General features: G+C 56.0%; 26 protein-coding genes. 13 read left to right on the forward strand and 13 right to left on the reverse strand.

The genetic code is table 11. The features are described 5' to 3' along the window. Positions 1 to 75: 75 nt before the first annotated feature. On the forward strand, positions 76 to 471 hold the full coding sequence (locus JK621_RS09835; RefSeq protein ID WP_212559624.1) for a nuclear transport factor 2 family protein: 396 nt from the start codon (positions 76 to 78) through the stop codon (positions 469 to 471). On the opposite strand, the gene JK621_RS09840 is transcribed toward JK621_RS09835, so the two are convergent. Beyond that, complete coding sequence (locus JK621_RS09840) at positions 468 to 737, reverse strand: hypothetical protein (protein WP_126486351.1); 270 nt, start codon at positions 735 to 737, stop codon at positions 468 to 470. The two genes, JK621_RS09835 and JK621_RS09840, sit on opposite strands and share 4 nt — an antisense overlap. 204 nt (positions 738 to 941) lie before the next feature. Between JK621_RS09840 and JK621_RS09845 the strand changes: the two genes are divergently transcribed. Together JK621_RS09845 and JK621_RS09850 are read left to right on the forward strand one after the other, a co-directional pair. Next, positions 942 to 1,253 carry a hypothetical protein gene (locus JK621_RS09845; protein WP_037430818.1) on the forward strand — a complete coding sequence of 104 codons (312 nt, stop codon included), beginning with the start codon at positions 942 to 944 and terminating at the stop codon, positions 1,251 to 1,253. Positions 1,254 to 1,283: 30 nt separating this feature from the next. Next, the gene (locus JK621_RS09850; protein ID WP_212559625.1) at positions 1,284 to 1,664 is read left to right on the forward strand and encodes a nuclear transport factor 2 family protein; all 381 of its coding nucleotides are present in this window, start codon (positions 1,284 to 1,286) and stop codon (positions 1,662 to 1,664) included. 9 nt (positions 1,665 to 1,673) lie between these two features. On the opposite strand, the gene JK621_RS09855 is transcribed toward JK621_RS09850, so the two are convergent. Next, a complete protein-coding gene (locus JK621_RS09855) occupies positions 1,674 to 2,051 on the reverse strand; it encodes a RidA family protein (protein WP_212559626.1) in 378 nt (125 codons plus the stop codon). A gap of 154 nt (positions 2,052 to 2,205) precedes the next feature. On the opposite strand from JK621_RS09855, the gene JK621_RS09860 reads away from it, so the two are divergent. Then, positions 2,206 to 3,060, forward strand: coding sequence for an aminoglycoside phosphotransferase family protein (locus JK621_RS09860; protein WP_212559627.1), 855 nt, complete (start codon positions 2,206 to 2,208; stop codon positions 3,058 to 3,060). On the opposite strand, the gene JK621_RS09865 is transcribed toward JK621_RS09860, so the two are convergent. After that, positions 3,025 to 3,528, reverse strand: a complete 504-nt coding sequence (locus JK621_RS09865) for a cupin domain-containing protein (protein WP_212559628.1) — start codon at positions 3,526 to 3,528, stop codon at positions 3,025 to 3,027. The genes JK621_RS09860 and JK621_RS09865 overlap by 36 nt on opposite strands. 377 nt (positions 3,529 to 3,905) lie before the next feature. Here JK621_RS09865 and JK621_RS09870 point away from each other — a divergent pair, with 377 nt between their 5' ends. Together JK621_RS09870 and JK621_RS09875 are read left to right on the forward strand one after the other, a co-directional pair. Further along, positions 3,906 to 4,742 (forward strand): AraC family transcriptional regulator, encoded by an 837-nt coding sequence (locus JK621_RS09870; RefSeq protein WP_212559629.1) that lies wholly within the window; start codon positions 3,906 to 3,908, stop codon positions 4,740 to 4,742. Positions 4,743 to 4,791: 49 nt separating this feature from the next. Then, on the forward strand, positions 4,792 to 5,226 hold the full coding sequence (locus tag JK621_RS09875) for a DUF2000 domain-containing protein (RefSeq protein WP_249337165.1): 435 nt from the start codon (positions 4,792 to 4,794) through the stop codon (positions 5,224 to 5,226). Here JK621_RS09875 and JK621_RS09880 read toward each other — a convergent pair. After that, a complete protein-coding gene (locus JK621_RS09880) occupies positions 5,223 to 6,416 on the reverse strand; it encodes a benzoate/H(+) symporter BenE family transporter (protein WP_212559630.1) in 1,194 nt (397 codons plus the stop codon). The two genes, JK621_RS09875 and JK621_RS09880, sit on opposite strands and share 4 nt — an antisense overlap. 112 nt (positions 6,417 to 6,528) lie before the next feature. On the opposite strand from JK621_RS09880, the gene JK621_RS09885 reads away from it, so the two are divergent. Continuing rightward, positions 6,529 to 7,092 (forward strand): helix-turn-helix domain-containing protein, encoded by a 564-nt coding sequence (locus tag JK621_RS09885; RefSeq protein WP_212559631.1) that lies wholly within the window; start codon positions 6,529 to 6,531, stop codon positions 7,090 to 7,092. Positions 7,093 to 7,251: 159 nt separating this feature from the next. After that, positions 7,252 to 9,342, forward strand: coding sequence for a prolyl oligopeptidase family serine peptidase (locus tag JK621_RS09890; RefSeq protein ID WP_212559632.1), 2,091 nt, complete (start codon positions 7,252 to 7,254; stop codon positions 9,340 to 9,342). 72 nt (positions 9,343 to 9,414) lie between these two features. Here JK621_RS09890 and dtpA read toward each other — a convergent pair whose 3' ends face one another. Beyond that, positions 9,415 to 10,935 carry a dipeptide/tripeptide permease DtpA gene (gene dtpA, locus JK621_RS09895; protein ID WP_212559633.1) on the reverse strand — a complete coding sequence of 507 codons (1,521 nt, stop codon included), beginning with the start codon at positions 10,933 to 10,935 and terminating at the stop codon, positions 9,415 to 9,417. 435 nt (positions 10,936 to 11,370) lie between these two features. On the opposite strand from dtpA, the gene JK621_RS09900 reads away from it, so the two are divergent. From JK621_RS09900 to JK621_RS09915, 4 genes are all read left to right on the forward strand, one after another. Beyond that, positions 11,371 to 11,823 carry a hypothetical protein gene (locus tag JK621_RS09900; RefSeq protein WP_212559634.1) on the forward strand — a complete coding sequence of 151 codons (453 nt, stop codon included), beginning with the start codon at positions 11,371 to 11,373 and terminating at the stop codon, positions 11,821 to 11,823. A 52-nt stretch (positions 11,824 to 11,875) separates the two neighbouring features. Further along, positions 11,876 to 12,778 (forward strand): helix-turn-helix transcriptional regulator, encoded by a 903-nt coding sequence (locus JK621_RS09905; protein ID WP_212559635.1) that lies wholly within the window; start codon positions 11,876 to 11,878, stop codon positions 12,776 to 12,778. Positions 12,779 to 13,001: 223 nt separating this feature from the next. Then, the gene (locus JK621_RS09910; protein ID WP_212559636.1) at positions 13,002 to 14,378 is read left to right on the forward strand and encodes a glycoside-pentoside-hexuronide (GPH):cation symporter; all 1,377 of its coding nucleotides are present in this window, start codon (positions 13,002 to 13,004) and stop codon (positions 14,376 to 14,378) included. Next, complete coding sequence (locus JK621_RS09915) at positions 14,375 to 15,982, forward strand: glycoside hydrolase family 43 protein (protein ID WP_212559637.1); 1,608 nt, start codon at positions 14,375 to 14,377, stop codon at positions 15,980 to 15,982. The genes JK621_RS09910 and JK621_RS09915 overlap by 4 nt, the downstream gene beginning before the upstream one ends. Positions 15,983 to 16,340: 358 nt before the next feature. On the opposite strand, the gene nth is transcribed toward JK621_RS09915, so the two are convergent. Genes nth through rsxD form a run of 4 tightly spaced genes read right to left on the reverse strand, consistent with a single transcriptional unit; the run spans position 16,341 to position 19,395 of the window. Next, positions 16,341 to 16,976: an endonuclease III gene (gene nth / locus JK621_RS09920; RefSeq protein ID WP_212559638.1), complete on the reverse strand. Its 636-nt coding sequence runs from the start codon at positions 16,974 to 16,976 to the stop codon at positions 16,341 to 16,343. After that, entirely contained in the window at positions 16,976 to 17,674 is a 699-nt protein-coding gene (locus JK621_RS09925) for an electron transport complex subunit E (RefSeq protein WP_212559639.1), read from the reverse strand. The genes nth and JK621_RS09925 overlap by 1 nt, the downstream gene beginning before the upstream one ends. Further along, on the reverse strand, positions 17,671 to 18,300 hold the full coding sequence (gene rsxG, locus JK621_RS09930; protein ID WP_212560170.1) for an electron transport complex subunit RsxG: 630 nt from the start codon (positions 18,298 to 18,300) through the stop codon (positions 17,671 to 17,673). Before rsxG ends, JK621_RS09925 begins: the two co-directional genes overlap by 4 nt. A 9-nt stretch (positions 18,301 to 18,309) precedes the next feature. Continuing rightward, positions 18,310 to 19,395, reverse strand: coding sequence for an electron transport complex subunit RsxD (gene rsxD / locus JK621_RS09935; RefSeq protein ID WP_212559640.1), 1,086 nt, complete (start codon positions 19,393 to 19,395; stop codon positions 18,310 to 18,312). 379 nt (positions 19,396 to 19,774) lie between these two features. On the opposite strand from rsxD, the gene JK621_RS09940 reads away from it, so the two are divergent. After that, positions 19,775 to 20,668 (forward strand): helix-turn-helix domain-containing protein, encoded by an 894-nt coding sequence (locus JK621_RS09940; RefSeq protein ID WP_212559641.1) that lies wholly within the window; start codon positions 19,775 to 19,777, stop codon positions 20,666 to 20,668. A gap of 123 nt (positions 20,669 to 20,791) precedes the next feature. Here JK621_RS09940 and rsxC read toward each other — a convergent pair whose 3' ends face one another. The 4 genes from rsxC to JK621_RS09960 form a co-directional block, all read right to left on the reverse strand. After that, a complete protein-coding gene (gene rsxC / locus JK621_RS09945; protein ID WP_212559642.1) occupies positions 20,792 to 23,068 on the reverse strand; it encodes an electron transport complex subunit RsxC in 2,277 nt (758 codons plus the stop codon). Further along, entirely contained in the window at positions 23,061 to 23,633 is a 573-nt protein-coding gene (gene rsxB, locus JK621_RS09950; RefSeq protein ID WP_212559643.1) for an electron transport complex subunit RsxB, read from the reverse strand. Before rsxB ends, rsxC begins: the two co-directional genes overlap by 8 nt. After that, positions 23,633 to 24,214, reverse strand: coding sequence for an electron transport complex subunit RsxA (gene rsxA / locus JK621_RS09955; protein WP_004938443.1), 582 nt, complete (start codon positions 24,212 to 24,214; stop codon positions 23,633 to 23,635). Before rsxA ends, rsxB begins: the two co-directional genes overlap by 1 nt. Positions 24,215 to 24,359: 145 nt before the next feature. After that, a complete protein-coding gene (locus JK621_RS09960) occupies positions 24,360 to 24,800 on the reverse strand; it encodes a DUF2569 domain-containing protein (protein WP_212559644.1) in 441 nt (146 codons plus the stop codon). Positions 24,801 to 24,967: the final 167 nt, after the last annotated feature.

Below are 24,967 nucleotides of genomic sequence, written 5' to 3' on the forward strand. Positions count from 1 at the left end.
CCATCCTCGCCTGGTGTTAGCCTGTGTCTGCGGGGCATGGCCGGAATATCCCATTAATGCCACAGGAGAACAGACATGCCAACGAATCTGGAAATTGTACGCGCTACCTATGAGGGCGGCAGTGCCGAAGAGAACGGTCGCAACCTGCTGGCGGCGTTGGCGCCCGATGCAGAATGGACCGAAGCGGCGGGCTTTCCTTATGCCGGTACCTACGTTGGGCCGCAGGCCATTTTTGAAAATGTTCATCAGCGTTTAGGGACGGAATGGCAGGGCTACCGCGCCGACGTTGAACATTTCTACGATGCCGGTGAAAACGTGATCGCCCAAGGGTTCTATCACGGCACCTATGGTGCGACCGGCAAATCGTTCACTGCATCCTTTGCGCATATTTATCAGCTGCGCGAGGGGAAAATCGTCAAGTTCGTGCAAATCGTGGACAGCGCTAAAGTGCTGGAAGCCATGCAGGGCTAAAGGCCGCTGTGCTTGCCGTATTTACGATCGTATTCTCGCCGATAACCGCGCGCCTTGTTGCGATCGCGGATCCACAAATAGCCGCACACCAGCGCGACTGCGCCTGAAAAGGTAATGTTGCGCATATCTCGGTCATAGCAAAACACCAATACAGCATCCATCGCCGCGATAAAGGCAATCCATTTGTACGTATGGGATTGTCGCCGCGTGGCCGCGTTGAGTCGCTTTAATTGCCTGGCTTCGTGCATGACCGGTTTTTGCTGCATAACTTTCCGCGGGTAATAGTTCTCTTGGCGATAAATTACCAGAATATTCCTGATGGCGGCAAAGGTTAACGCATGTCATACCGCTGTTTTTCCCGCGGGTATTCCTTCGCTGAAAATCTGCGCACGGGGTAGTGAATAAACGCCAAAACATGATACGTTATCTATTCATTATTTGTGTTTTTTTATTCATTATCGGGGGGTGCGATGATTGTCAGAACCTGGCACGGGTGTGTGCCGTTACGCCATCAGCAAGGATTTACCGATCATTTAACTGTCACAGGGCTGCAGCATGCTGAAGCTACGGCTGGAAATCTTGGCGCTTTTGTTCGACAAGAGGTCCAGGGGCAGTATGCGCACTTCTTTCTGGCCACCTATTGGGAGTCTTTGGCGGCGATAAAACGCTTCGCCGGTGAGGATTATCAGGTAGCAGTCACTTATCCGGACGATGAAGCCTTCGCTTTAATTTCAGATCCCTATGTCTTTCATCATCGGGTTGATGAAATCGCCGCGCTGTAATTGTCAGGTTAACTACGAGCAGGGGATATTATGAACAACAAAACGATACGCCCGGAAGATGTGGTTCAGCAGCAGCTTGATGCCTATAACGCCCGTGATATTGATGCTTTTATGGCGTATTGGGCGGAAGATGCGCAGTATTACGAACACCCCGATACGCTGCTGGCCAGCGGCAAGGCGGAAATCCGCGAACGCCATATTGCGCGCTTCAGGGAACCAAGCCTGTACGGTGAGCGAGTTAAACGCATGGTGCTGGGCAGCATGGTGATCGATCAGGAAGTGGTGACGCGCAATTTCCCGCAGGGGCGCGGCAAAATGGACGTGATCGCCATTTATGAAGTTGAACAGGGCAAGATCCTGAAGGCCTGGTTCAAAGTCGGCCCGTGCGAGCTGGATGAGGGCGCGTTATAGCGCCCAATGTCACAGCGCTACGACGGCGTCGATCTCCACGCTAACCTGTGGCGAGAACAGTGCGCTGACCGCGACCAGTGAACAGGCCGGCAGCGCACCATCGAAATAATCAAACAGCACGGGCCGAATTGCCTGCAGATCGCCGATCTCGGTTAAAAATACGGTGATTTTAATCAGCCCCTTGAGGTTGGTGCCTTCGGCGGCGGTAATGGTCGCCAACTGCTCCAGAACGGCCTGCGTCTGCTGCTGCGCCGTTTGCCCCTGAGCTTCGGTGGCGAAGGCCGTTAGCCCTGAGACATACAGCGTATCGCCGTGGCGCACCGCGTGGACATAAGGCCCACCCGGCGCAGGCAATTGCGGATAATTAATGCGCTTCAATGACGTCATGATAAAAACCCCGCAGATTAATTAAAAAAATAGGCAAACTTGGTTAGGATACTGCAATTAACACCGGGAATACGCCGGGAACTGTTGATGTCTAATAGTATCACCGGCGCCAATTTTTCACCGTGATTGCCATCAATAAGGACGCCTGACCGCAATGAATCCGGCCTTTATTCCCTATGTGCAACGCTGGCAGTTGGAACCAGACGGCAAAGCATTTGAAACTCACAGCAGCCTGCTGATGCCGGTGCGTTATCAGGGCGCTGCCGCCATGCTGAAAATCGCCCGCGAGCAGGAAGAAAAGTTCGGCGGATTACTGATGTGCTGGTGGCAGGGCGAAGGCGCAGCGCGAGTTCTGGCCTGGCATGAAGACGGCATCCTGCTGGAGCGTGCTCAGGGCAAGCGATCGCTGGCGCAAATGGTGCGTGACGGCGACGATCGGCAGGCGACGGCCATTCTTTGTCAGGTGGTTGCCCGCCTGCATGCGCCGCGTGCGCAGCCCTTGCCGGAGCTTATTCCACTGCACCTGTGGTTCAACTCGTTGTGGCCGGCGGCGCAGGCCCACGGCGGCATGCTGCGGCTCAGCGCCACGGCGGCGGCGGATCTGCTGACCAGCCCGCGGGATCAGAGCGTGCTGCATGGCGATATTCATCACGACAACGTGCTGGATTTCGGCGAGCGCGGTTGGCTGGTGATCGATCCCAAACGCCTCTACGGCGAACGCGCCTTCGACTATGCCAATATCTTCTGCAATCCCAATTACGGCATTGCCACCGATCCGGATATTTTCCAGCGCCGCGTGGAGCAGGTCAGCCAGTTGGCCGGGCTGGAACGCCGGCGTTTGCTGCAATGGATCCTCGCCTGGGCGGGGCTGTCCGCAGCCTGGTTTATGGAGGACGGCGAAGCGGCGGATATCGATTTTCGGGTGGCGGAACAGGCTGCGCGCGCGTTGGGCCTGCGGCTGCCGGAGGGGGACTCAGGGTTCACCCTCCCAATAATCGAGCGACGCTGAAGGGCGTTGCAGATAGCGTACCGGTTGGCCATTGTCGCGCTGGGCGATGGCCTGAAACTTGCCCGAGTCCGGATATTCCACCAGTTCAGGCTGCTCACGGGTGCTGATGGAAAGATACTTCAGCGGTACCGCCGACGTGTTGATGATTTGGTGCGGGTATTCCGGGCCGGGCGGGATAAAAATAACGTCGCCGCTTTTGATCGGCAATTGCTCACCGGCGACCCGCAGTGTCCCGCTTCCCTCCAGCACGATAAACATTTCTTCCTGCGCGTAGTGAAAATGATAAGGGCAGGAACGCATGCCAGGCGCCACCACGTCGATGGACGCCCCCAGCTTGCTGGCGGCGGTGCCGGTGCCTAAACGGGCGCCGACGCTGTCATATAACGGCGGACGGCGATCGTGAGTTTTTTCGACTTCTTCAAGATTGCGGATCAGTCGCTGGGCTAACAGCGCGGCATTATCATTCATAGAATCTCTCGTTACAATGTCACTTAATAATTGACGCTGGCGATAGAACACGCGTTTCAGCCTGTCGACGATGAGGATATAGGCGTTAACCTGCGCTCAACGGCTGTCATTCTGCATTGTCCATACAATCCTGTTGCTTAAGCCAATCGGGTTGCCTGGCCAGTGGCGAATCAGCTCAATCAGCTCGGAAGAGGACATAAAGGTTCTCTTAACGCTCAAGTGTGGCAACAATCGCGCCCCCTCTCAGTTAAGCAGAAGATCGCCGAAGCGGGAAAGTTTACCCCGCCCGGCAAGTGGGGCTGGCGTGCACATGTGTTCCAGACAGGAGGGCGAACATCTGCTATACGACAATGTGGGCTAACGACAAGGGAGCGGCGATGAGCAGTTGGATCGAATTAAAGAAAGATGGGCCGACCGGCATAGAGTTGATCCGCGCCCACTTTTGCGGCCATGCGCATGCTTACGATCCTCACTGGCATGATGATTATCTGGTTGGCATCACCGAACAGGGCGTGCAGCAGTTTCATTGCCGACGCCAGCGTCATCGCAGTACGCCAGGGCAGGTATTTTTGCTGGAGCCGGGGGAGGTGCATGACGGCGATGCGCCGGCGGAAGACGGCTTTACCTACCAGATGCTGTATCTCAGTCCGCAATGGCTGGACGCACAACTCCGTCAGTTATTTGCCGAGGTGCCGGACAGCTTTCGCCTTGGTTTCGCCGCCACGCTGTCGGACGATCGGCTGCTGGCACAGGCGACAATGCGGGCCTTCTCGCAGTTGCAGCAAATGGGCGAAGGGGAAATGCAGCATCAGTTCGCCCTGGATAATTTGCTGTGCGGCCTGACGCGGCACGTGCACTGGCGACGCTCGCCGCCGCATGAAACTTCCGGCTATCAGGCGCGGCGCATTCGTGACTTTCTGCATGCCAACAGCCATCAGGATATTCGGATGGAAACGCTGACGGCATTAACCGGCCTGGATCGGTTCCGGCTGACCCGACTGTTCCGCCAGACTTATGGTTTACCGCCGCATGCTTATTTGGTTCAGTTGAGGTTAACGCAGGCGCGGCGGCTGCTGGCCGCAGGGGCAAAGCCCATCGCCGTGGCGGCGCAGCTGGGTTTTGCCGATCAAAGCCATCTGGGGCGCTGGTTTCAGCGCGCCTACCGCCTGACCCCGGCGCATTACCGCAAACTGTGCACAAATCTTCCAGATTAAGCGACTTCGGTTGAGTATCCTGCAGGCTGACTTGGAAACAGGAAGCTGAATGATGGAAAACATCCCCCCAGAGACGATTACCGCCGAGCGCTGCGTGATTGTGATTAATCAGGACCTGCCGCTGGGCAATATCGCTAATGCGGCGGCGGTACTGGCGCTAACCTTGGGCCAACGCCATCCTGGGTTGGTTGGCGAGGTGTTGGCGGACAGCCACGGACAGTGTTGGCCGGGGCTGATCCCGATAGGCATTAGCGTACTGGCCGCCAGTGAGGAGCAGTTGGGCGCTTTGTTGAAACAGCCGCGGGCCGCGGAGGTGGATCGGATCTTGTTCCCGGCGGATGGCCAGCAAACGACCAATTACGCCGAGTTTCGCGCCAGCATTGCCAACCGACCAAGCGACGACTGGCGTTTGTTGGGCATTGCGCTGGTCGGCGAAAAGAAAACCGTGCGCAAGCTGACCGCCAAACTCAGCCTGTTGGCCTAACTTCCCGAGCGCTCCGGGCGTCGTGGCAGCGACAAAATGAGATGCGCGAGCGCTCCGCCAATAATTCCCCAAAATGCAGAACCGACGCCGAGCAGCGTCACGCCGGAGGCGGTGATCAGGAAGGCGATCAGAGCGGCATCGCGCTGTTTTTCATCCTGCAGCGCCCGTTGTAAACTGCCGGCGATAGTGCCAAGCAGCGCCAGCCCGGCAATGGTGTGGATCAGCGCCGGCGGCAACGCGCTGAACAACATGCCGATAGCGCCGCCAAACAGCCCGGCGAGCAGATAAAACACCCCGGCGGCCACGGCGCCCATATAGCGGCGCTGTGGATCGGGATGCACGTCCGGCCCCATGCAAATGGCGGCGGTAATGGCGGCGATGCAAACGGAGAACCCGCCGAACGGCGCCAGCAGCAGTGCAGTCAGCGCCGTCCAACCGATCAGGGGCGAAGTCGGGACGCTATAGCCTGCGGCCTTCAGCGTAGCGATGCCGGGGGCGTTTTGTGATGCCATGGTCACCACAAAGAAGGGGATGCCAATGCCCAGCAGCGTCGACCAGGTGAAATGCGGCGCAATAAATTCCGGCACGGCGAAAGTCAGCGGTTGCTGAGAAAGATGAATGTTGCCCTGCAACGCCGCAATGGCCAGCCCCACCAGCAACGTCAACACAATGGCATAACGCGCCAGATAGCGGCGGCTGACCAGATACGCCAGCCCCATCCCGGCGCTGAGCACAAAATTTACCTGCAGCGAGGCAAAAGCGTCCAGGCCGAAGCGCAGCAGGATCCCCGCCAGCATCGCCGCCGAAATCGCCTGCGGAATATAGTCCATCAGCCGGGCGAACAGCCCGGTGACGCCGCACAGCAGGATTAATCCGGAGGCGAAGATAAACACGCCAATCGCTTCGTTGATCGGCGTGCCGGGCAGGCTGGTGACCAGCAGCGCCGCGCCCGGGGTCGACCAGGCGGTCAGGATCGGTGTACGGTAATACAGAGAAAGCCCCAGCGAGGTCACGCCCATCCCCAGCCCCAGCATGCTCAGCCAGCCGCCGATCTGCACTGGCGTGGCGCCGGCGGCCGCCGCGGCCTGAAAGATAATGGCCGCGGAACTGGTGTAACCCACCAATACCGCCACAAACCCGGCCATAACGGCGGGCAGGGTCAAATGACGTAACGAGATGGCAGGGCGCATGGCAGACTCCGGCTGTAATTGTGCGTTATAACGCACGGCGAGGATTGAGCATAGCACCGTGCGTTATAGCGCACAAGTGGCTATAATCAGCCGGAATTCAGAAGGGGGAATCATGCAGGAACTGTCCGGCCATCTGGCGCAAACATTGAAATCGCTGCGTGCGCAGCGCGGCTGGAGCCTGGCTCAGGCGGCCGAGAGTACCGGCGTCAGCAAGGCGATGCTGGGGCAGATAGAACGCGGCGAATCCAGCCCAACGGTGGCGACGCTGTGGAAAATCGCCACCGGCTTCAACGTGGCGTTTTCCGCTTTTTTGGAGATCTCGCCGCTGCAGGAACAGGCCACGCTGCACCGTTACGGCGATGCGCCGGTGTTCAATCAGTACAACGCCGATATGCGGGTGGTGCCGCTGTTTCCGTTCGACAGGCAATTGGGTTTCGACATGTTCGTCATCGATCTGGCGCCGGGGGCACTCAGCGAGTCTTCGGCGCACGAGCCGGGCGTCATTGAACACGTGATTGTCATCAGCGGCCAACTGGAACTGGCGATTGACGGTCAGTGGCACAGCCTGGCCGAAGGCGAGGCTATGCGCTTTCAGGCCGATCGGCCGCATGCCTACCGCAACGCCGGCCAGGAGAGGGTGCGTATTCACGATCTGATCCACTATCCTAAATTTTGACTCAACGGCACGGACGCAGGCTTTGACTCCGCCTCATCAACGATCTACCTTGTTGAAAATGAGTCTTATTTATCCAGGAAGGAGAGCTTGATTTTGCCGATTAGCAATCGACGCCAGTTTATTAAACTCAGCGCACAAACTGCAGGAGCCGTATTCGCGATGACGTCATTACCGAACAGTATCCGCCTGGCGATGGCGGCGGAGGGCGGCGCCAGCGCCACCGATGAATTCCTGTGGCTGGAAGAGTTGCAGGGCAAGGCCGCGCAGGCATGGGTGAAGCAGGAAAACCAGCGTACCACTGCGCGTTTCGCCCGGGGCGAAGGCTTCCAACAGGTGGAAAAACAGGTGCTGGACATCCTGAACAAGGACAGCCAGATTCCGTGGGTCGCCAAGCGCGGCGATTACTACTACAACTTCTGGCAGGATCAAACCAACCCGCGCGGGCTATGGCGGCGCACCACGCTGCAGGAATACCGCAAGGCCAAACCGGCCTGGGAAACGGTGCTGGATATTGATGCGCTCGGCAAGGCGGAAGGCAAAGACTGGGTGTTCCACGGTTCCGAGCCGTTACCGCCGGAGTATCGTTATTGCCTGGTGGAATTGTCGCCGGACGGCGGCGACGCCACCGAAATACGCGAGTTTGATCTGGTCAGCAAAGCGTTCGTGAAAAACGGCTTTACGCTGCCGGTGGCGAAAAGCCAGGCGTCGTGGATTGATAAGGATACGTTGTTCGTCGCCACCGACTTTGGCGCAGGGTCGATGACACAATCCGGTTACGCGCGCATCGCCAAACGTTGGCGGCGCGGCACGCCGCTGAGCGCCGCCCAGACGCTGTATGAGGCGCAACCGCAGGACATGGCGGTGTTTGCCTATCACGACCACACGCCGGGGTTTGAGCGCAACTATGTGGGCCGCAGCCTGGATTTCTACCGCCGTGAAACCTTTGTGCTAACCGCGCAGGATCGGCAAATCAAAATCGATATTCCCGCCGACGCCGAGTTCAGCACGCATCGCGAATGGCTATTGATCAAACCGAGCAGCGACTGGGACGTAGGCGGTGCGCGCTATCCTTCAGGTTCGCTGCTGGCGGCCCATTTCGATGACTATCTTGCGGGCAAACGCGAACTGACGGTGTTATTCACGCCGACCGCACAGGCGGCGCTGAGCGGTTACAGCGGCACGCGCGACCACCTGATCCTCAGCATCATGGACAACGTGGTGAACCGGCTGGAAGTGCTGACGCCGCAGGGTAACAGCTGGCAGCGCAGGCCGCTCGGCAAGCCGGGTGCCATTAGCACGATTTCCGCCGGGGGAATTGACGATGAAACCAACGATTATTTCCTGACGATTGGCGGATTCCTGCAACCGACTTCGCTGTACCTGGGGGATCTCGACGGCGGCGAGGCAGAGTTGCTCAAGCAGGGGCCGCAGGACTTTGACGCCGGCGATTATCAGGTCAGCCAGCATTTTGCCGTTTCTCGCGACGGCACTCGCGTGCCGTATTTCCAGATTTCGGCCAAAGGCACCAGGCTGGACGGCAGCAACCCAACGCTGCTGTACGGTTATGGCGGTTTTGAAGTGTCGCTGCTGCCGGGTTACATGGGCAGCAAGGCACCGGCCTGGCTGGAGCGTGGCGGGGTGTATGTGGTGGCGAATATTCGCGGCGGCGGGGAATATGGGCCGGCCTGGCACCAGGCGGCGCTTAAGCAGAATCGCCATCGCGCTTATGAGGATTTTGCCGCCGTGGCGCAGGATCTGATTGCGCGAAAAGTGACGTCGTCACAATATCTGGGCGCGCGCGGCGGCAGTAACGGCGGGCTGCTGGTGGGCAACATGCTGACGCTGTACCCGCAGCTGTTCGGCTGCATCGTTTGTGAGGTGCCGTTGCTGGACATGCAGCGTTATACCCAACTTTCCGCCGGTGCCTCCTGGATTGCCGAATACGGCGATCCGGCCAAAGCGGAGGAGTGGGCGTACATCAAAACCTTCTCGCCTTATCACAATATCAAAGCGGATGCGGCATACCCGCCGGTGCTGTTTTACACCGCCACCAGCGACGATCGGGTCAACCCGTCGCACGCACGCAAAATGGCGGCGCGCATGCAGCAAATGGGGTATCAACAGGCTTATTTCTATGAGAATACCGAGGGCGGGCATAGCGCCGCCGCGGATAAGAAACAGGCTGCGTTCCACAGCGCGCTGGTCAGCGAGTTTATGTGGGCAACCCTGAGCGGCAAGTCGCCAGGCTGAGAAGAGATAAGCTGAAATAAAAAACGGGGCGTTGTTAAGACGCCCCGTTTTTTTGTCTGTCCGAAACCGTTATCAGTTAACCGCTGCGGCGGCCTGCGCTTTCTTATGGGTATCTTCTGCGGTGTCCAGCGTCATGCGGTACAGCTTCGGCGCGGTCAGCATCATCAGAATGGCTATGACGGCGGTGGCGATACCGATTTGCATAAACACGTGGCTATAGATAGCCAGTGAAGCGTGCGCATCGTTGATGTCGCTTGGTACGGCGGTCAACCCGGCGACTTTGCCGGCAATCAGCGCGGCGGCGGCGGTGGTCAGGAACCAGGACCCCATGATAAAGCCCATCAGGCGTTGCGGCACCAACTGCGCCACCATGGCCAGACCCAGGCCGGAGATCATCAGTTCACCGATGCTTTGCAGCGCATAGCTCAGGATCAACCAGTTAACCGAAACGATACCCTGTTCGTTGGCGAAGCTGGCGCCCCACGGCAGGACCAGGAAGGCGCCGGAGCACAGGATCATGCCGAAGGCGAACTTGTGCGGCATTGGCAGACGGTCACCCATCTTGTTATACAGCGCCGCCAGAATCGGGCTGGCCAGCATGATCCAGAACGGGTTCAGCGCCTGATACTGTTCAGGTTCAAATGCCACGCCGAGGATACTGTGCTCGACGTTATGAATGGCGAAGAAGTTCAGCGAGGTCGGCATCTGGGCATACAGTACGAAGAACACCACCGCTTCCAGCATCAGCAAAAAGGCGACGATCATCTTGCGGCGCGCTGCGCCATGCAGCGTAAAGGCTTCCTTGGCGAACACGACCACAATACCCAGGGAAATAATCGCCAGCGCCCAGCGGGCAATGACCTGGTTGTGCAGCAGCCAGCTTGACAGGGCGACCAGCGCCACGACGCCAACCAGCACCATCAGCAGCTTTTTGATCTGCAGCGGTTTAAAGTCCGGTTTGGAGCCGTGTTGTTTCACCCATTTGTGGCACACCATAAAGTTGACCAGGGTGATCAGCATGCCCACCACGCTCAGTGAGAACGCGACGCTCCAGCCATATTTCGCCGCCAGCCACGGGGTCGCCAGCATCGACAGGAAAGAACCGATATTGACGGACATATAGTACATGGTAAATGCACCGTCCAAACGCGGGTCGTCTTTCTCATAGCAGGTCGACAGCAGGGAGGACGGGTTCGCCTTGAACAGGCCGCTGCCCACGGCGATGGTCGCCATGCCCAGGTAGACCCAGAAGATCTCATGGCCGGAATACGCCACCATGGCATAACCGACGGCCAGTACCAGCGCGCCCAGCACGATCACGCGTTTGGAGCCCAGCACTTTATCCCCCAGCCAGCCGCCGATGGCAACGAAGCCATACACCAGGGCGCTGAAAGAAGAGAACAGCGTAATTGAGTCGGCTTCGCTCAGGCCAAGCATTTTGACCAGATAAACCGCCATGATGCCTTGCAGGCCGTAATAACCGAAACGTTCCCACAGTTCGATCGAGAAGATCAGGTAGAACGCCTTGGGCTGTTTGAAGGCGTTAAGACTGACGCTTTCAGGGTGTTTGCTGTTGTTGTTTGCAGTTGACACTGGTACCTCTGATTTTTCACTGCCCCGTCTCGGAGAGACGAGAAATGGCAAAAGGTGATGCAGGACTGCATCCTTCTGCGTTGTTATAGGATGGGATGACGGCGGTTAATGTTCACTATCTTTGTCAACGAGGCAAGCCGTTTGTCATACTCTGTTACATATAACGTTCGCGTTGTGAAACAACTATGTTGCAAATATTACGCAGCATGAACTTTTGCCTTGATTTGTTTTGGCGAACTTTTGTTTTGATTAAAAGCTGTGCGGAATTTAATTAGTGATATGTTCTGCTGTTTTTGGTTTTTATGGTTTATATAAATGCAGGTGATGTCATGTCTGCTCGATTGTTGTGAGTAATGGGTGTTTTGTAAAATTATAGAAATTTAGGACAATGGAGCTGAGGGTTGTGACGAGGATGTGATCGTGAAAGCGTGATTTATGCCGCAATTTTTGACTAAATTTTTGCTTGAAAATAACATCGAAGTGAGTTTTTCGCTGAAATCCACGAAATCGCCAAGGTTACTGCTGCTCGGTATCACATTTCTGATAAAAAATAGGGCGATGGCAGGGGAAGTGGCGCACGCAGGGGAGCGCGTGCAGAATGTTATATCTGCAACACGCCGCAGTGTTAAAAAGCCCTGTTCAAGGCGGATAAACGGAGCAAACGGATTTCACGGGCAGTGCTTATTTGTGTGCCAGGCTCAAGAACAATGGGGTGTTCACCAGGAAACGTCAGGACAAGATTACGCAAGACAGGTGAGTTTTGAATCCTTGAGCAGGGGCGGGTCAGGTAGTGAGCCTATTAGTGTAATGGCCTGCCCGCCGTCAGGCTGTGCGGCAAAGAGAGGACCTTCAAACGCAGCAACGCCCGGCATTGATTTTTGGCTTTAAAGGGCGTAACAAATGGCGTTATCGACGTCTTTTTATAAGAAATTTGCGTATCATGTGGAACGTAGATCACTTTTTCGAAAAAATCGAAACGACGCTGGGCACAGATTACATGTTGCGCGCGCGGGAGGCCGTGCCTGAGAAAGGGGTATACATTAGGCCTCACGTACATTTGGAACATGAGGTTATGTGGTTTCGCCACGCCGAGGGTTTTTACTCTATCGGCAGCGAAAAATTCAAACTGAGAGACAATACCTTGGTCTTTGTGGGGCCGATGATACTCCATGATATGGAGCTGGCATTCACCGACAATCATGAGCGGTTCTTGCTGCAATACAATAATACCGTGCTGAATCGTTTAAAATATCAGTTCCCCGTGACGCATCTGCACGCCGGGTTTGTATTGCAACTGAACGAGCGGGATGCTGAGCGCATGCAATTTCTCTTCAGATGGTTCACCGATATGCATGACGGCCCCCACACTCTCTGTGAAGCGAATCCGTTGTTAATTCTCCTGCTCAATACGGTGTTTACCCATGCTCAACATGCTGAGCAAGTCACCGTAAGCGATGAAAAAAATAACATCTTTGACAAGATCATTGATTTGGTCGTACATGTTGAAAAAAACGCAGCTTTCAGCATGACATTGAATGAAGCTGCCGAGTATTGCTCTCTCTCGACAAGCCATTTTTCCAGAACGTTCAAAAGAATCATGCAAGTCAGCTTTAAAGAGTATCTGGTCGGGAAAAAAATTGCCCAATCCACTGAACTCCTCAGAAATACAGAGTTAAGCATCACTGACATTGCTTACCGGTGCGAATTTACCGACAGTGCCTACTATTGTTTCAAATTCAGATCGCTAATGGGCGTCACGCCTAAAACATTCAGAACCAACAGTCGCTCCACGAAGCAACTGTCTACCAGGCACGATAACCTGGTACGCCAGGCAAAACCCTAAACATCCATATATCGTTCCCATAGGGTGAAACCGCCGTTCAACCCTGTGTCAACGAAATTCAGGCCGTCATCTCTTTCCAAAATGGTGATCTCCGTTACGCTGCGAGCGCAAAAAAATTATATAAAATCCACTTTCCGTTACAGCCGCTCCCCAAGATAAAGATTATTTTTGATGCCAGGACGTCAGTTCTCTCTGACTCTATAAAAACTCAAAAGGTATCAACATGTCTAAGCTCACGGTTAAAGAGAAGATAGGCTATGGATTGGGCGATGGCGCTTCGAACATCATCTGGCAAACCATCATGTTGTTCATGGCGTATTTTTATACGGATATTTATGGCCTCAGCGCCTTTCATATGGGAATCATGTTTCTTGTCGTACGTATATTGGACGCCTTTTTCGATGTGTATATCGGGTTTTTAGCCGATCACACCTCAACAAAGCACGGACAGTTCAGACCCTACTTACTGTGGTTCTCATTGCCCTTTGGTATTATTGGTTCTCTCACTTTTTTCACCCCGGAATTCGGTGAGACGGGAAAACTCATCTATGCCTATGTTTCTTATACTGCATTATCACTGCTTTATACGTTGGTAAACGTCCCTTATTGCGCCATGATTAATAATCTCTCCCAGAACCCGGACGAACGCGTTTCCATGCAATCGTACCGCTTTGCCTTCGCGGCGCTGGGCGGGATCATCGTATCGGTTATTGCGCTGCCGCTGACTAAAACCCTGGGGGGCGGCAATCTGCAACACGGCTACTTTTACGCTATGGTGTTGATGGGGGTAATCAGCACCGTTATGTTTTATCTTTGTTTCGCATTGACCAATGAAAAGTATGCTCGTCCTGTCGATAAATCACAGAAATTCAGCACCGTTTTCAAAGAGCTCCACCATCTCTCATCCGACAGAAACTGGAGGAAGTTATTTTTACTCAATGTGGTTAACCTGACGGCGGGGATTTTAAAAACCGGCGGTGCCATGTATTTCGTCACTTATTATTTACACAGGCCTGATCTTGTCAGCATTATTTTAACCATTATTCTTGGCGCCAAATTTGTTGGATCAATGTTCACCACGGCTTTGTATGCTAAGTTAGACCGGTTATTCGCTTATAAAATGGCAATGACGGTGCAAGCAGCCATCATGATCGGTTTATTTTTCGTTCCGGCACAATATGTCATTGTTATCTGTGTGATTATCGGATGCGTCCACTTTATAAACTCCACTGCAACGCCGTTACAATGGAGTCTCCTCAGTGATATCATCGACCATATTGAAAGTAAGGCCGGGAAGTCATTCAGCGGGCTGGTTTTTTCAACGAACATTTTTGCCATCAAAGTCGGCATTGCCATTGGTGGAGCATTAATGGGGTGGTTACTGACGGTCGGTGGCTATATAGGAAACTCGGCTACCCAAGCGGACGCTGCCACTCTTTGCATTCGTCTTATCTTCACGGTTATCCCCGCACTGTTGATTTTGAGTCTTATCCTGATCCTCAGGAAATATAATCTTGCCCAGAAGAGCGAGGGTGATGCCTATTCGTCAAAAAATGCATCTGCCGACGTTCTTCCGGAAGCTAAGGGAGAATTAAGATGACAATGATTAATAATCCCATTTTGCCGGGATTTAACCCGGATCCTTCTATTATCTATGCCAATAATGCCTATTATATCGTTACTTCAACATTCGAATGGTTTCCTGGTATCTGTCTCTATAAATCTTTTGATTTAAAAAACTGGAAGTTAATCTCATACCCGCTTAGCAGAGTGAGTCAGTTGGATATGAAAGGTAACCCGGACTCCGGCGGGATTTACGCGCCTTGCCTGAGTATCGATAAGGGGCAATTTTACCTGGTTTACACCGATGTAAAAAACCTGATGGGCAGATTTTGGGATGCCAACAATTTTATCGTGACAACGTCTGACATTGAGGGGGAATGGTCTGAACCAACCTATCTCAACAGCCGGGGAATTGATCCGTCGCTGTTTCACAACAGCGACGGTACCAAGTGGCTGGTGAGTATGGAGATGAGTTACCGGGACGGGGGGAAGCCGGGTTTCCCACATTGGAATGGCATCATTATTCAGCAATACGATGAGGAAAGCAGAAAACTCATCGGCGAGTGTCACAAGATTTATAACGGAAGCGATCTGGGCACGACGGAAGGGCCACATATTTATGAGCGGAACGGCTGGTTCTATCTCTTAACGGCAGAAGGGGGGACTTTCTACAATCATGGCGTGACTATGGCACGTTCGCGCCATTTACTGGGGCCGTACGAAACTGACCCCTATGGCCAGATGATGACTTCCCGTTATGATTGTCGTCTCCCACTGCAGCGTACCGGTCATGCCGACCTGGTTGAAACCGAGCTGGGTGAATTTTTTATGGTCCACCTCTGTGGCCGGCCTTTGCCTTCACGCGGCAGAAGCCCAATGGGCAGGGAAACCGCCATCCAAAAAGTTTACTGGAGCCACGACGGTTGGTTAAGACTGTCCAATGAAAAAACGACTGCGGATCTTGTCGTCCACTGCCGGTTACCGGAAAAACCGTGGCCTGATGAGCCGGAACGGGATGATTTCGACTTGCCCACTTTGCCACTGCACTTTCAAAGCCTGCGCATTCCGCTGCCTGAGGAAATTTGTAGCTTGAAAGCCAAAAAAGGCTGGCTGCGGTTGCATGGCAAAGAGTCTCTCAGTTCCCACCACTGTCAGAGTTTGGTGGCCAGAAGACAAACGGACTTCGTTTTCAGGGCGCAAACATGCGTTGATTTCACACCGACTTCTTTCCAGCAAATGGCCGGGCTGGTCTGTATTTACGATACCACTAATTACATTTATCTGTTTTTGACGGCTGACGGTGAAGGGAAGCGCACCCTTAACCTGATGATTAACGATCTGAACAGATTCAATCAACCGACAGGAAAGGGCATTGAACTGGATCATGATGGCCTGGTTCATCTAAAGGTTGAGGTAAACCATGATGCTGCATTCTTCTTTTACTCCTGCGACGAGAAAGAGTGGCATAGCGTGGGGGGGTATGTTGAGTACAGCAAGCTGTCTGATGAATACTTCAAAGAAAAAGGCCATGAGCGCTTTACTGGGGCATTTGTCGGTATCTGTTGTCAGGACTTTACGGGGGAAAACGCGTATGCAGATTTCGATTATTTTTCTTACGCCCGGATTATCGAAGATAAATAGGCAGGAAACGCCTTGCCATGGAGATCTGACAGATTCAAACCCAATCATTCCCCGTGTCGCGCGTTGCCGGGCGCTATCACTGACTATTCGCAGCCTATGAAAACGGTCTGAAAGTGCGGGCACAGAGCACACCAGCAGCACAGCGCCATGCTCAGGGCTACAGGTTCAGCCGGGAGGGCAGATGTCGACTCTCGGCGTGTCGGCGGCTGTATGGCACGCACTGCGGATGAGGCCTGCCGTGACAATCACCCGAGATTGCCCGATCTTCTGGGTTCTGCAAGCAGTCTGATAGCGAGAGTCTACATAACGGCATCACTTCACGATGGAAAGATGTGCCAGTGAGGTTTTATTTGTGCTTTTACATCTCGGTTTTGCAATCAAACTCGCATAAATCTTCAATGATGCAGGAGCCACAGCGGGGTTTGCGCGCAATGCAGGTATAGCGACCATGCAGGATAAACCAGTGGTGGCAATCGACCTTGAATTCGCCCGGCACCACCTTCAGCAACTTCTCTTCGACCTGGTCAACGTTTTTGCCCGGCGCGAAGTTCGTGCGATTACAGACGCGGAAGATATGGGTATCTACCGCAATGGTCGGCCAGCCAAAGGCGGTGTTGAGCACCACGTTGGCGGTTTTGCGGCCTACGCCGGGCAGCGCTTCCAGCGCGGCGCGGTCTTCCGGCACTTCGCCGCCGTGCAGCTCAAGCAGCATGCGGCAGGTTTTGATGACGTTCTCGGCCTTGCTGTTAAACAGACCTATGGTCTTGATGTAACTCTTGACGCCGTCGACGCCCAACGCCAGCAGCGCGGCCGGGGTATTGGCCACCGGATACAACTTGGCGGTGGCCTTGTTGACGCTGACGTCGGTGGCCTGCGCGGAAAGCAGCACTGAAATCAACAGCTCGAACGGCGTGGTGTACACCAGTTCGGTGGTGGGCTGCGGGTTGTTGTCGCGCAGCCGGGTCAGAATTTCCAGACGTTTGTTTTTATTCATTACGCTTTCTCTGCTTGTCCCGGTTCCCGCGCCGGTTCGATCACTGACGCCTTGGCGGAGCGCGCCTTCATCCGTTCATCAATCAGGTATTTCACCGCCAACAACAGGCCCAGACCAATAAAGGCGCCTGGCGGCAGCATGGCCAACAGGAACGGGCTGTCGAAATGAACCACTTCAATGCGCAGCACCTTGGCCCAGCTTCCCAACAGCATATCTGCGCCGTCGAACAGGGTGCCGTTGCCGAGCAGTTCGCGCATCGCGCCCAGGGTCACCATGACGCCGGTGGCGCCCAGGCCGATAGCCATGCCGTCCAGCACCGACAGGCCAATCGGTTTTTTGGCCGCCACCGCTTCGGCGCGGCCGACCACGATGCAGTTGGTGACGATCAGCGGAATAAAAATCCCCAGCGACTGGTAAAGGCCGAAGGCGTAGGCGTTGATCAGCATCTGCACGATACTCACCGCCGCCGCGATGATCATGACGTAAATGGGAATACGCACTTCACTGGGTACCCAGCGACGCACCGCCGAAATGGATCCGTTGGTCAGCGTCAGCACCAGCGTGGTCGCCAGCCCCAGCCCCAGGGCGTTGGTAACGGTGGAGGTGACGGCCAGCAGCGGGCACATCCCCAATAATTGCACCAGGGCGGAGTTGTTCTTCCACAGCCCCTGGACAATCAACTCTTTTGCTTCACTCATTCGCTGGCTCCGCAGGCAGGTAAGGTCTCGAGTTTAGGCGGCAGCGTTTCCATATACAATGCCGTGCGACGAACGGCGTTGACTACCGCACGCGGCGTGATGGTGGCGCCGGTGAATTGATCGAACATGCCGCCGTCTTTCTTCACCGCCCAACGCTTGTCGTCCGCGCCTTCAATTTTCTTGCCGCTGAAGAACGAAATCCAGTTCGAAATGCGCAGCTCAATCTTGTCTCCCAGCCCCGGTGTTTCGTGGTGTTCGATCACCCGGGTGCCGAGCACGGTGCCGCTGAAATCGGCGCCGACCAGCAGCTGAATGGCACCGGAATAACCATCAGGCGCGGTGGTTTCCAGTGCAGCCGCCGTTGGTTGGCCGTTCTTGCGCGCCAGATACAGGCGGTGCGGGGCGCCGTTGCCCAGCGCCGGGTCGCTGACCAGGAAGCATTCGGTCTGCATGTTATTATCGTAGTTTTCCGGCGGCACCACTTGATCGAGCAGCGCTTTTTGCTGCAGTTCCGCCTGATGAGCGATGGTTTTCTGCGTCAGACTGTGCACCACGGCGGTCAAACCGGTCGTCACTGCGGCGAACACTGCAAGCGTGGTGCCATGCTTTCTCATTGAATTCAGCATCATGGCTCCTTAGCGATGACCGTACACGCGCGGTTGCGTGTAGTGGTCGATCAGCGGCACGGTAATATTGGCCAGCAGCACGGCGAAGGCCACGCCGTCCGGGTAGCCGCCATAAACGCGGATTAACCACACCAGCACGCCAATCAGAGCGCCGTAAATCAGGCGGCCTTTCGGGGTGGTGGAGGCGCTGACCGGGTCGGTGGCGATAAAGAACGCGCCCAGCATGCTGGCGCCGGAGAACAGGTGGATCAGCGGCGATGCCTGATGCGCGGGATCAAACCACCAGGCCAGGCCGGAGCAGAAGGCGATGGTCGCCAGCATGCTGAACGGGATCTGCCAGTGAATCAGGCGGCGCGCCAGCATAAACAGGCCGCCCGCCAGGAAGCCGAGGTTGATCCATTGCCAACCGATGCCGGCAAGCATGCCGCCGAACAGCGGTTGTTGCAGCATCTGCTCGACGCTATGGCCGCTGCGCAGGCCGGTTTTGAAACCGTCCAGTGGCGTAGCCTGGCTGATGCCGTCAATGCCCATTTGCAGTTCGTGAATAGTGGCGCCCTGCGCGGTATGACCGCTGAAAATAGCCAACAGGGTGTCCTGGAACGACAGCGCGGTGGCGCGCAGTTCATCCGGCGGCAGCCAACTGGTCATCTGCACCGGGAAGGCGATCAGCAGCACCACGTAACCGACCATGGCCGGATTGAAGGGGTTTTGCCCCAGGCCGCCGTAAAGCTGTTTGGCGATAACAATGGCAAAGAAGGTACCGATAACAATCATCCACCAGGGGGCCAGCGGCGGCAGACTGATACCGAGCAGCAGCGCGGTCAGCAGCGCCGAGTTGTCTGCCAGCCGGGTGCGTACCGGCAATTTGCGCAAGGCGAGGATAGCGCCTTCCGCCAGCAGTGCGACGATCATCGCCAGCGCGGTTTGGATCAGGTTGCCGTAGCCGAAAAACCACGCCTGCGCCGCCATGCCCGGAATGCAAGCCAGCATCACCCACAGCATGATGCGACTGGTGCTTTGCTGGTTATGGGTGAAAGGGGAACTGGCGATGTGCAAGCCTTTGGCGGCTGTTTGTTGTACCGGCCTGAACTTCATAGAATCACTACACCTATCTTTGCCGTGCATCGGCAGGTTCTACGCACCTCACGGCGGAGGCGCAGGGAAAATAATAGCGCTGCATTCTACCTCAATCGCTGAAAGGGTAATACGTCTTAATTATAGGGGTATTAGGCTTTTAGCACGGGTTGCGCCGTGGCTTAATCGCCCTGTGGCGCGATCGGATTTTTTTTCGCGGTAAAACTACGCTAGCTTGGGAATGCAGTAGCCAAACTGTTGGTATCGCGGGCCGGAATCAGGCCACAATCACAGGATTTATATGTTATTTTCGGTACGTTTTTCCGCACAAAATAACAACTTTTACATAATCCATGTGGGTTATTATCCCGGGTATTATTAAGTTAGTGAAAGCATAATAATGACTAATGAAGATGTATTTTTTATTGAAGAATTAATTGAGTGGGTTGAGATACATCTGGAGAAACGGCCAAATCTGGACGAAGTCGCGCGCATTTCCGGCTACTCCAAGTGGCACCTGCAACGCAAATTCAAGCGTATCACCGGCATTCAGCTCGCCACCTATATCCGTTCACGCATCCTGACGCGTGCCGCAGTAGCCTTGCGCATTACCCACCGTTCAATTATCGACATCTCAGACGAGTTGGGCTTTGATTCCCAGCAGACCTTTACGCGCATGTTCAAGCAGCGTTTCGACACCACGCCCAACCGCTACCGCTCGATGGATAAATGGGATGTGAAGAACCTGATGCCGCGTTTCAGTTTCGACGCCAGTTTCGCGGTCGATTACTATCCGGAGGTGAAACGTGTAACGCTGCCGGATTTGCAACTGGTTGGCTTCTCGCGCCAACTGGATTTTGCCGCTGAAACCGAAATCGAACATGCTTCCTGCATGGCGATGAAGGATGAGATTTTCACCGATTTCTTCCGCGGGCTGAACGTGGACTGCCGCCGGGTGTACAGCATTCACTCGCCCCGTAACCGTGATGACAAGCAGTGGTCATCCACTCACGTCATGGCGGTGGAGGCGGAGAACAAAAAAGATATTCTTTCGGGGCATCAGATCGACAATATTCATATTCCCGGCCGCGAGTATATCTCTATCAACTATCTGGGCACGGCGAAAGAATGCTTGCAGTTCTTCGCTTATCTGATGACCCACGTGATGCCGGGGCTGCGTCATGAGGTGCAGGGCAGTGTGGAAATGGAAATTATTCAAACCAAAGAGTGGAATCAGGACTCGAAGATGCGTCAGATCGACGTCGATTATACCTATCTGATGTCTATTGATTAGGCTGCGACCCTTAATGTATGCCGCTGGCGTTCAAATGACCCCAGCCCTTTGGGGCGGCGGCACCACGGATAATTAAGGGACACAGCCTGGGGCGCCTTGCGTTCGGCAAGGCGCTTTCTTCCGTTACTCTTTTTCCGTCTCGGTAGCCGCCAGACTCTGCGCGGCTTTTTTGGCTTTGACGCGGGCGATGGCCGCCGCGACTGCCGCCTTGCGCGGATCTTCCTCCGTCACCGCCGCTGCCGGTTCGGCCGGTACGGTGTCGACAGGGGTTTCAACCCCGGCTTGCTGCGCGGCTTTTTTGGCTTTGACGCGGGCGATGGCCGCCGCGACCGCCGCCTTGCGCGGATCGTCCTCCGTCACCGCCGCTGCCGGTTCGGCCGGTGCGGTGTCGACAGGGGTTTCAACCCCGGCCTGCTGCGCGGCTTTTTTGGCTTTGGCGCGGGCGATGGCCGCCGCGACCGCCGCCTTGCGCGGATCGTCCTCCGTCACCGCCGCTGCCGGTTCGGCCGGCGCGGTATCGACAGGGGTTTCAACCCCGGCTTGCTGCGCGGCTTTTTTGGCTTTGGCGCGGGCGATGGCCGCCGCGACCGCTGCCTTGCGCGGATCGTCCTCCGTCGCCGCCGCTGCCGGTTCGGCTGGTGCGGTGTCGACAGGGGTTTCAACCCCGGCCTGCTGTGCGGCTTTTTTGGCTTTTACCCGCGCCAACGCGGCGGCAACCGCCGCTTTACGCGGGTCTTCATCTTCAGCGACCCTTGCCGCCTCTGGAGCGGTTGCCGTCTCCTGTTGGGCGCGGCGTTCGCGCGCCTGAGCCTTGCGGGCTTCGCGGGCGGCAATCATCTCGCTGTTGTCTGGGGCATCGCCATTGACCGTGCCGGTCGCCGGCGCGGCATTTTTACTGCGCACGCGCGCCAGAGCGGCCTGAACGGCATCCTGATCGTCATCGGTCAGCTTGACCGCGGCTTTCTTGTGGCGTTCTTCACGCGCCAGTTTTTCGCGTTCCAATCGCGCCAGCTTGGCTTCATAACGCGCCTTGGCTTCTGCGGTGCGTGCGGCTTCCTGATCGATGGCTTTGATCTCGGCCTTTTCCTGGCGGTAATACTGCACCAGCGGAATATTGCTTGGGCAGACAAAGGCGCAGGCGCCGCATTCAATGCAATCGAACAGATTATGATTGCGGGCTTTTTCGTGTTCTGCGCCGCGGCTGAACCAGTAAAGCTGTTGCGGCAGCAGGCCCGCCGGGCAGGCGTCGACGCACAGACCGCAGCGGATACAGGACTGTTCAGGCTCCTGCGGCGCCATTTCGTTGACCGACGGGGCCAGAATGCAGTTGCTGATTTTAACGATCGGCACGTTAAGGGCGGGCAGGGTAAAGCCCATCAGCGGGCCGCCCATCACCACCATTTGCTGCGCCTGCGGCTGGAAGCCGACAAAGTTCAACAGGTGCTGCACCGGCGTGCCGATGCGCGCCCACACATTGCCCGGTTGGCTAAGCGCATCGCCGGTCAGGGTCACCACGCGCTCGATCAACGGTTCGCCGTCGACAATGGCACGCTTGATGGCGAAAGCGGTGCCGACGTTTTGCATCAGCACGCCGATGGCGGAAGAGTGCTTGCCGTGCGGCACTTCTTTGCCGAGCAGGATCTTGGTGAGCTGCTTGGCGCCGCCGGAAGGGTATTTGGTCGGGATCACCCGCAGGGCGATGCCCGGTTGATTGCGCAGCGCCAGCTTCAGCGCTTCGATCGCTTCCGGCTTGTTGTCTTCGATGCCGATCAGCGTGACCTTGGGTTGCAGCAGGTGACGCAAAATCTGCGTGCCTTCGATAATCTGATCGGCGTGTTCGCGCATCAGACGGTCATCGGCGGTGATATAAGGTTCGCATTCGGCAGCGTTGAGGATCAGCGTTTCCACGCCGCTCATGCCGCCCTGTAGTTTGCTGGCGGTCGGGAAACCGGCGCCACCCAGCCCGGCGATGCCGGCCTGATGAATGCGCTGCAATAGATCCTGTGCCGCCAGTTGGCGGTAGTCCGCCACCGGCTCGCGTTCGCACCAGCGGTCTTCGCCGTCCGCCTGGATCATCACGCACAGCTCGGCCAGCCCGGAAGGGTGAGCGGTGATATGCGGTTTGATGGCACAGACGGTGCCGGAGGTCGGCGCGTGTACCGGCACCGTGCGGCCGCGGCCAACGGTCAGCGGTTGGCCTTTCAGCACCCGGTCGCCGACATTGACGCACAGTTCGCCTTCCGGTCCAAGATGCTGTTGCAGGGGAATAATAAAACTATCGGCCAACGGAGCGGTGCGCAGCGGCACCCCGCTGGACTGAGTCTTCATTTCCGGTGGATGGATCCCGCCATCGAAATCCCAAATCCGGTCTTTTTTGAAGGCGGCGAACAGATTAAGCATGTTGCTCCACGTGGATCACTTGCACCGGAATCGTCTTCATATCCCACTTCCAGTTGGCAGTGGTGGTGGCGACCGGCTTCATTTCAATACAATCGGTAGGGCACGGCGCAACGCACAGGTCGCAGCCGGTACAGAGATCGGTAATTACGGTATGCATGGCGCGCGTGGCGCCGACGATGGCATCCACCGGGCAGGCCTGAATGCACTTGGTGCAGCCGATGCAGTTGGCTTCATCGATATAGGCCACCTGGCGCACCGGCTCGGCGACGGCTTCGCTGCCCAACGGTTGCGGCTCGACGTTAAGCAGCTCTGCCAGTTTCAGCATCACCTGCTCGCCGCCCGGCGCGCATTTGTTGATCATCTCGCCGTTGGCGACGGCCTCGGCATAAGGGCGACAGCCGGGGTAACCGCACTGGCCGCACTGGCTCTGCGGCAGGATCTCGTCGACCTGTTCGGCCACCGGATCTTCTTCCACTTCAAAACGGCGGGCGGCAAAGCCCAGCACCAGGCCGAACAACAGGCCGAGGGCGCTAAGCGCAGCAATAGCAATCCATAACGCCGTCATTAGAATTTCACCAGCCCGGTAAAGCCCATAAAGGCCAGCGACATCAGCCCGGCGGTGATCAGCGCGATAGAAGAACCGCGGAACGGCGCAGGCACGTCGGCGACCGCCAGCCGTTCACGAATGGCGGCGAACAACACCATCACCAGCGAGAAACCGGCCGCGGCGCTAAAGCCGTACACTGCCGATTGCAGGAAGTTGTAGCCGAGATTGACGTTAAGCAAGGCTACGCCAAGCACGGCGCAGTTGGTGGTGATCAGCGGCAGGAAGATGCCCAGCAGGCGATACAACGCCGGGCTGGTCTTGCGCACCACCATCTCGGTAAATTGCACCACAACGGCGATCACCAGAATAAAGGACAGCGTGCGCAGGTACACCAGATCCAGTGGAACCAGGATAAAGGTGTTGATCACCCAGGCGCTGACGGAGGCCAGCGTCATGACGAAGGTGGTGGCCATTCCCATGCCGATGGCGCTTTCCAGCTTCTTGGATACGCCAAGGAACGGGCACAGGCCAAGAAACTTCACCAGAACGAAGTTATTCACCAGGACGGTGCCGACAAACAGGAGCAGGTATTCGGTCATTGCGATGCCTAAAAAAATAAAAGCCGCCTATTATCGGGAATTGGCGGCGTAACGACAACATATGGATAGCAGGGTTATTGCTCTTTTCGCACTTTTTTGGCGAAAATTTACACAAATCCGCGTGCGAAACGTGCCACAACGGCACTCAGCGCTCGGTAAAGGTGTTTTTTACCCGTTGGGATCGCTTCATATAGGGTACCAGCAGCGCCGCCATCAGCAGTGGCCAACCCAAACTGCGCACCGCCAATTCGTCCGGTACCGGCGAAAAGGCAAAGGCTTTTATCGCCAGCAGCACGGTGATCAACAACCACACCAGGAACAGTTTGGGGAAACGCTGCGAACGCTGGCAAAACAGCCACAGCAGCCACAGGGTAAAGCACCACATCGCCAGCGTGGTCAGGACGGACAAATACCATTGCAGGGTAAATGCCTGGGCGTTGGTCAGCAGGTATTCGCGCGATTCCGGCATGAAAATCGCCATGCCATACAGGAGCATCATCAGGCTGGCGCTAAGCAGAGTGACAATCATATAGGCCATTGGGGCCAGCAACCAACCGCCAATACGGGTGTATTCAGCTTGAGACATAAACGGCTTCCTGGGTAAGACATGAAGCCGCATAGCTTAGCGGGTAATAGGGGGTTAGTCATCATATACCCTGCATACTTGAAGCTGCCTCTTTGTTGGCTTCCTGCGCTTACCCCGGTCACGTACTGCTTGTACGCTCCCGGGGATGCGCTTAGTTGCCGCCGCGA

Origin of the sequence: Serratia plymuthica, from assembly GCF_018336935.1 — a bacterium.
GTDB lineage: Bacteria > Pseudomonadota > Gammaproteobacteria > Enterobacterales > Enterobacteriaceae > Serratia > Serratia plymuthica_B.

What these genes read in the sequence shown, in the direction of transcription:
- rsxG (WP_212560170.1), bottom strand. Translation starts at nt 18,300, where the DNA reads ATGCTGAATTCAATGAGAAAGCATGGCACCACGCTTGCAGTGTTCGCC.
- JK621_RS09845 (WP_037430818.1), top strand. Translation starts at nt 942, where the DNA reads ATGATTGTCAGAACCTGGCACGGGTGTGTGCCGTTACGCCATCAGCAA.
- JK621_RS09900 (WP_212559634.1), top strand. Translation starts at nt 11,371, where the DNA reads ATGCCGCAATTTTTGACTAAATTTTTGCTTGAAAATAACATCGAAGTG.
- rsxB (WP_212559643.1), bottom strand. Translation starts at nt 23,633, where the DNA reads ATGACGGCGTTATGGATTGCTATTGCTGCGCTTAGCGCCCTCGGCCTG.
- JK621_RS09890 (WP_212559632.1), top strand. Translation starts at nt 7,252, where the DNA reads ATGACGTCATTACCGAACAGTATCCGCCTGGCGATGGCGGCGGAGGGC.
- rsxD (WP_212559640.1), bottom strand. Translation starts at nt 19,395, where the DNA reads ATGAAGTTCAGGCCGGTACAACAAACAGCCGCCAAAGGCTTGCACATC.
- JK621_RS09835 (WP_212559624.1), top strand. Translation starts at nt 76, where the DNA reads ATGCCAACGAATCTGGAAATTGTACGCGCTACCTATGAGGGCGGCAGT.
- JK621_RS09915 (WP_212559637.1), top strand. Translation starts at nt 14,375, where the DNA reads ATGACAATGATTAATAATCCCATTTTGCCGGGATTTAACCCGGATCCT.
- JK621_RS09865 (WP_212559628.1), bottom strand. Translation starts at nt 3,528, where the DNA reads ATGAATGATAATGCCGCGCTGTTAGCCCAGCGACTGATCCGCAATCTT.
- JK621_RS09940 (WP_212559641.1), top strand. Translation starts at nt 19,775, where the DNA reads ATGACTAATGAAGATGTATTTTTTATTGAAGAATTAATTGAGTGGGTT.
- JK621_RS09910 (WP_212559636.1), top strand. Translation starts at nt 13,002, where the DNA reads ATGTCTAAGCTCACGGTTAAAGAGAAGATAGGCTATGGATTGGGCGAT.
- JK621_RS09925 (WP_212559639.1), bottom strand. Translation starts at nt 17,674, where the DNA reads ATGAGTGAAGCAAAAGAGTTGATTGTCCAGGGGCTGTGGAAGAACAAC.
- JK621_RS09885 (WP_212559631.1), top strand. Translation starts at nt 6,529, where the DNA reads ATGCAGGAACTGTCCGGCCATCTGGCGCAAACATTGAAATCGCTGCGT.
- JK621_RS09840 (WP_126486351.1), bottom strand. Translation starts at nt 737, where the DNA reads ATGCAGCAAAAACCGGTCATGCACGAAGCCAGGCAATTAAAGCGACTC.
- JK621_RS09880 (WP_212559630.1), bottom strand. Translation starts at nt 6,416, where the DNA reads ATGCGCCCTGCCATCTCGTTACGTCATTTGACCCTGCCCGCCGTTATG.
- JK621_RS09850 (WP_212559625.1), top strand. Translation starts at nt 1,284, where the DNA reads ATGAACAACAAAACGATACGCCCGGAAGATGTGGTTCAGCAGCAGCTT.
- JK621_RS09860 (WP_212559627.1), top strand. Translation starts at nt 2,206, where the DNA reads ATGAATCCGGCCTTTATTCCCTATGTGCAACGCTGGCAGTTGGAACCA.
- JK621_RS09875 (WP_249337165.1), top strand. Translation starts at nt 4,792, where the DNA reads ATGATGGAAAACATCCCCCCAGAGACGATTACCGCCGAGCGCTGCGTG.
- rsxC (WP_212559642.1), bottom strand. Translation starts at nt 23,068, where the DNA reads ATGCTTAATCTGTTCGCCGCCTTCAAAAAAGACCGGATTTGGGATTTC.
- rsxA (WP_004938443.1), bottom strand. Translation starts at nt 24,214, where the DNA reads ATGACCGAATACCTGCTCCTGTTTGTCGGCACCGTCCTGGTGAATAAC.
- JK621_RS09855 (WP_212559626.1), bottom strand. Translation starts at nt 2,051, where the DNA reads ATGACGTCATTGAAGCGCATTAATTATCCGCAATTGCCTGCGCCGGGT.
- JK621_RS09960 (WP_212559644.1), bottom strand. Translation starts at nt 24,800, where the DNA reads ATGTCTCAAGCTGAATACACCCGTATTGGCGGTTGGTTGCTGGCCCCA.
- JK621_RS09870 (WP_212559629.1), top strand. Translation starts at nt 3,906, where the DNA reads ATGAGCAGTTGGATCGAATTAAAGAAAGATGGGCCGACCGGCATAGAG.
- nth (WP_212559638.1), bottom strand. Translation starts at nt 16,976, where the DNA reads ATGAATAAAAACAAACGTCTGGAAATTCTGACCCGGCTGCGCGACAAC.
- JK621_RS09905 (WP_212559635.1), top strand. Translation starts at nt 11,876, where the DNA reads ATGTGGAACGTAGATCACTTTTTCGAAAAAATCGAAACGACGCTGGGC.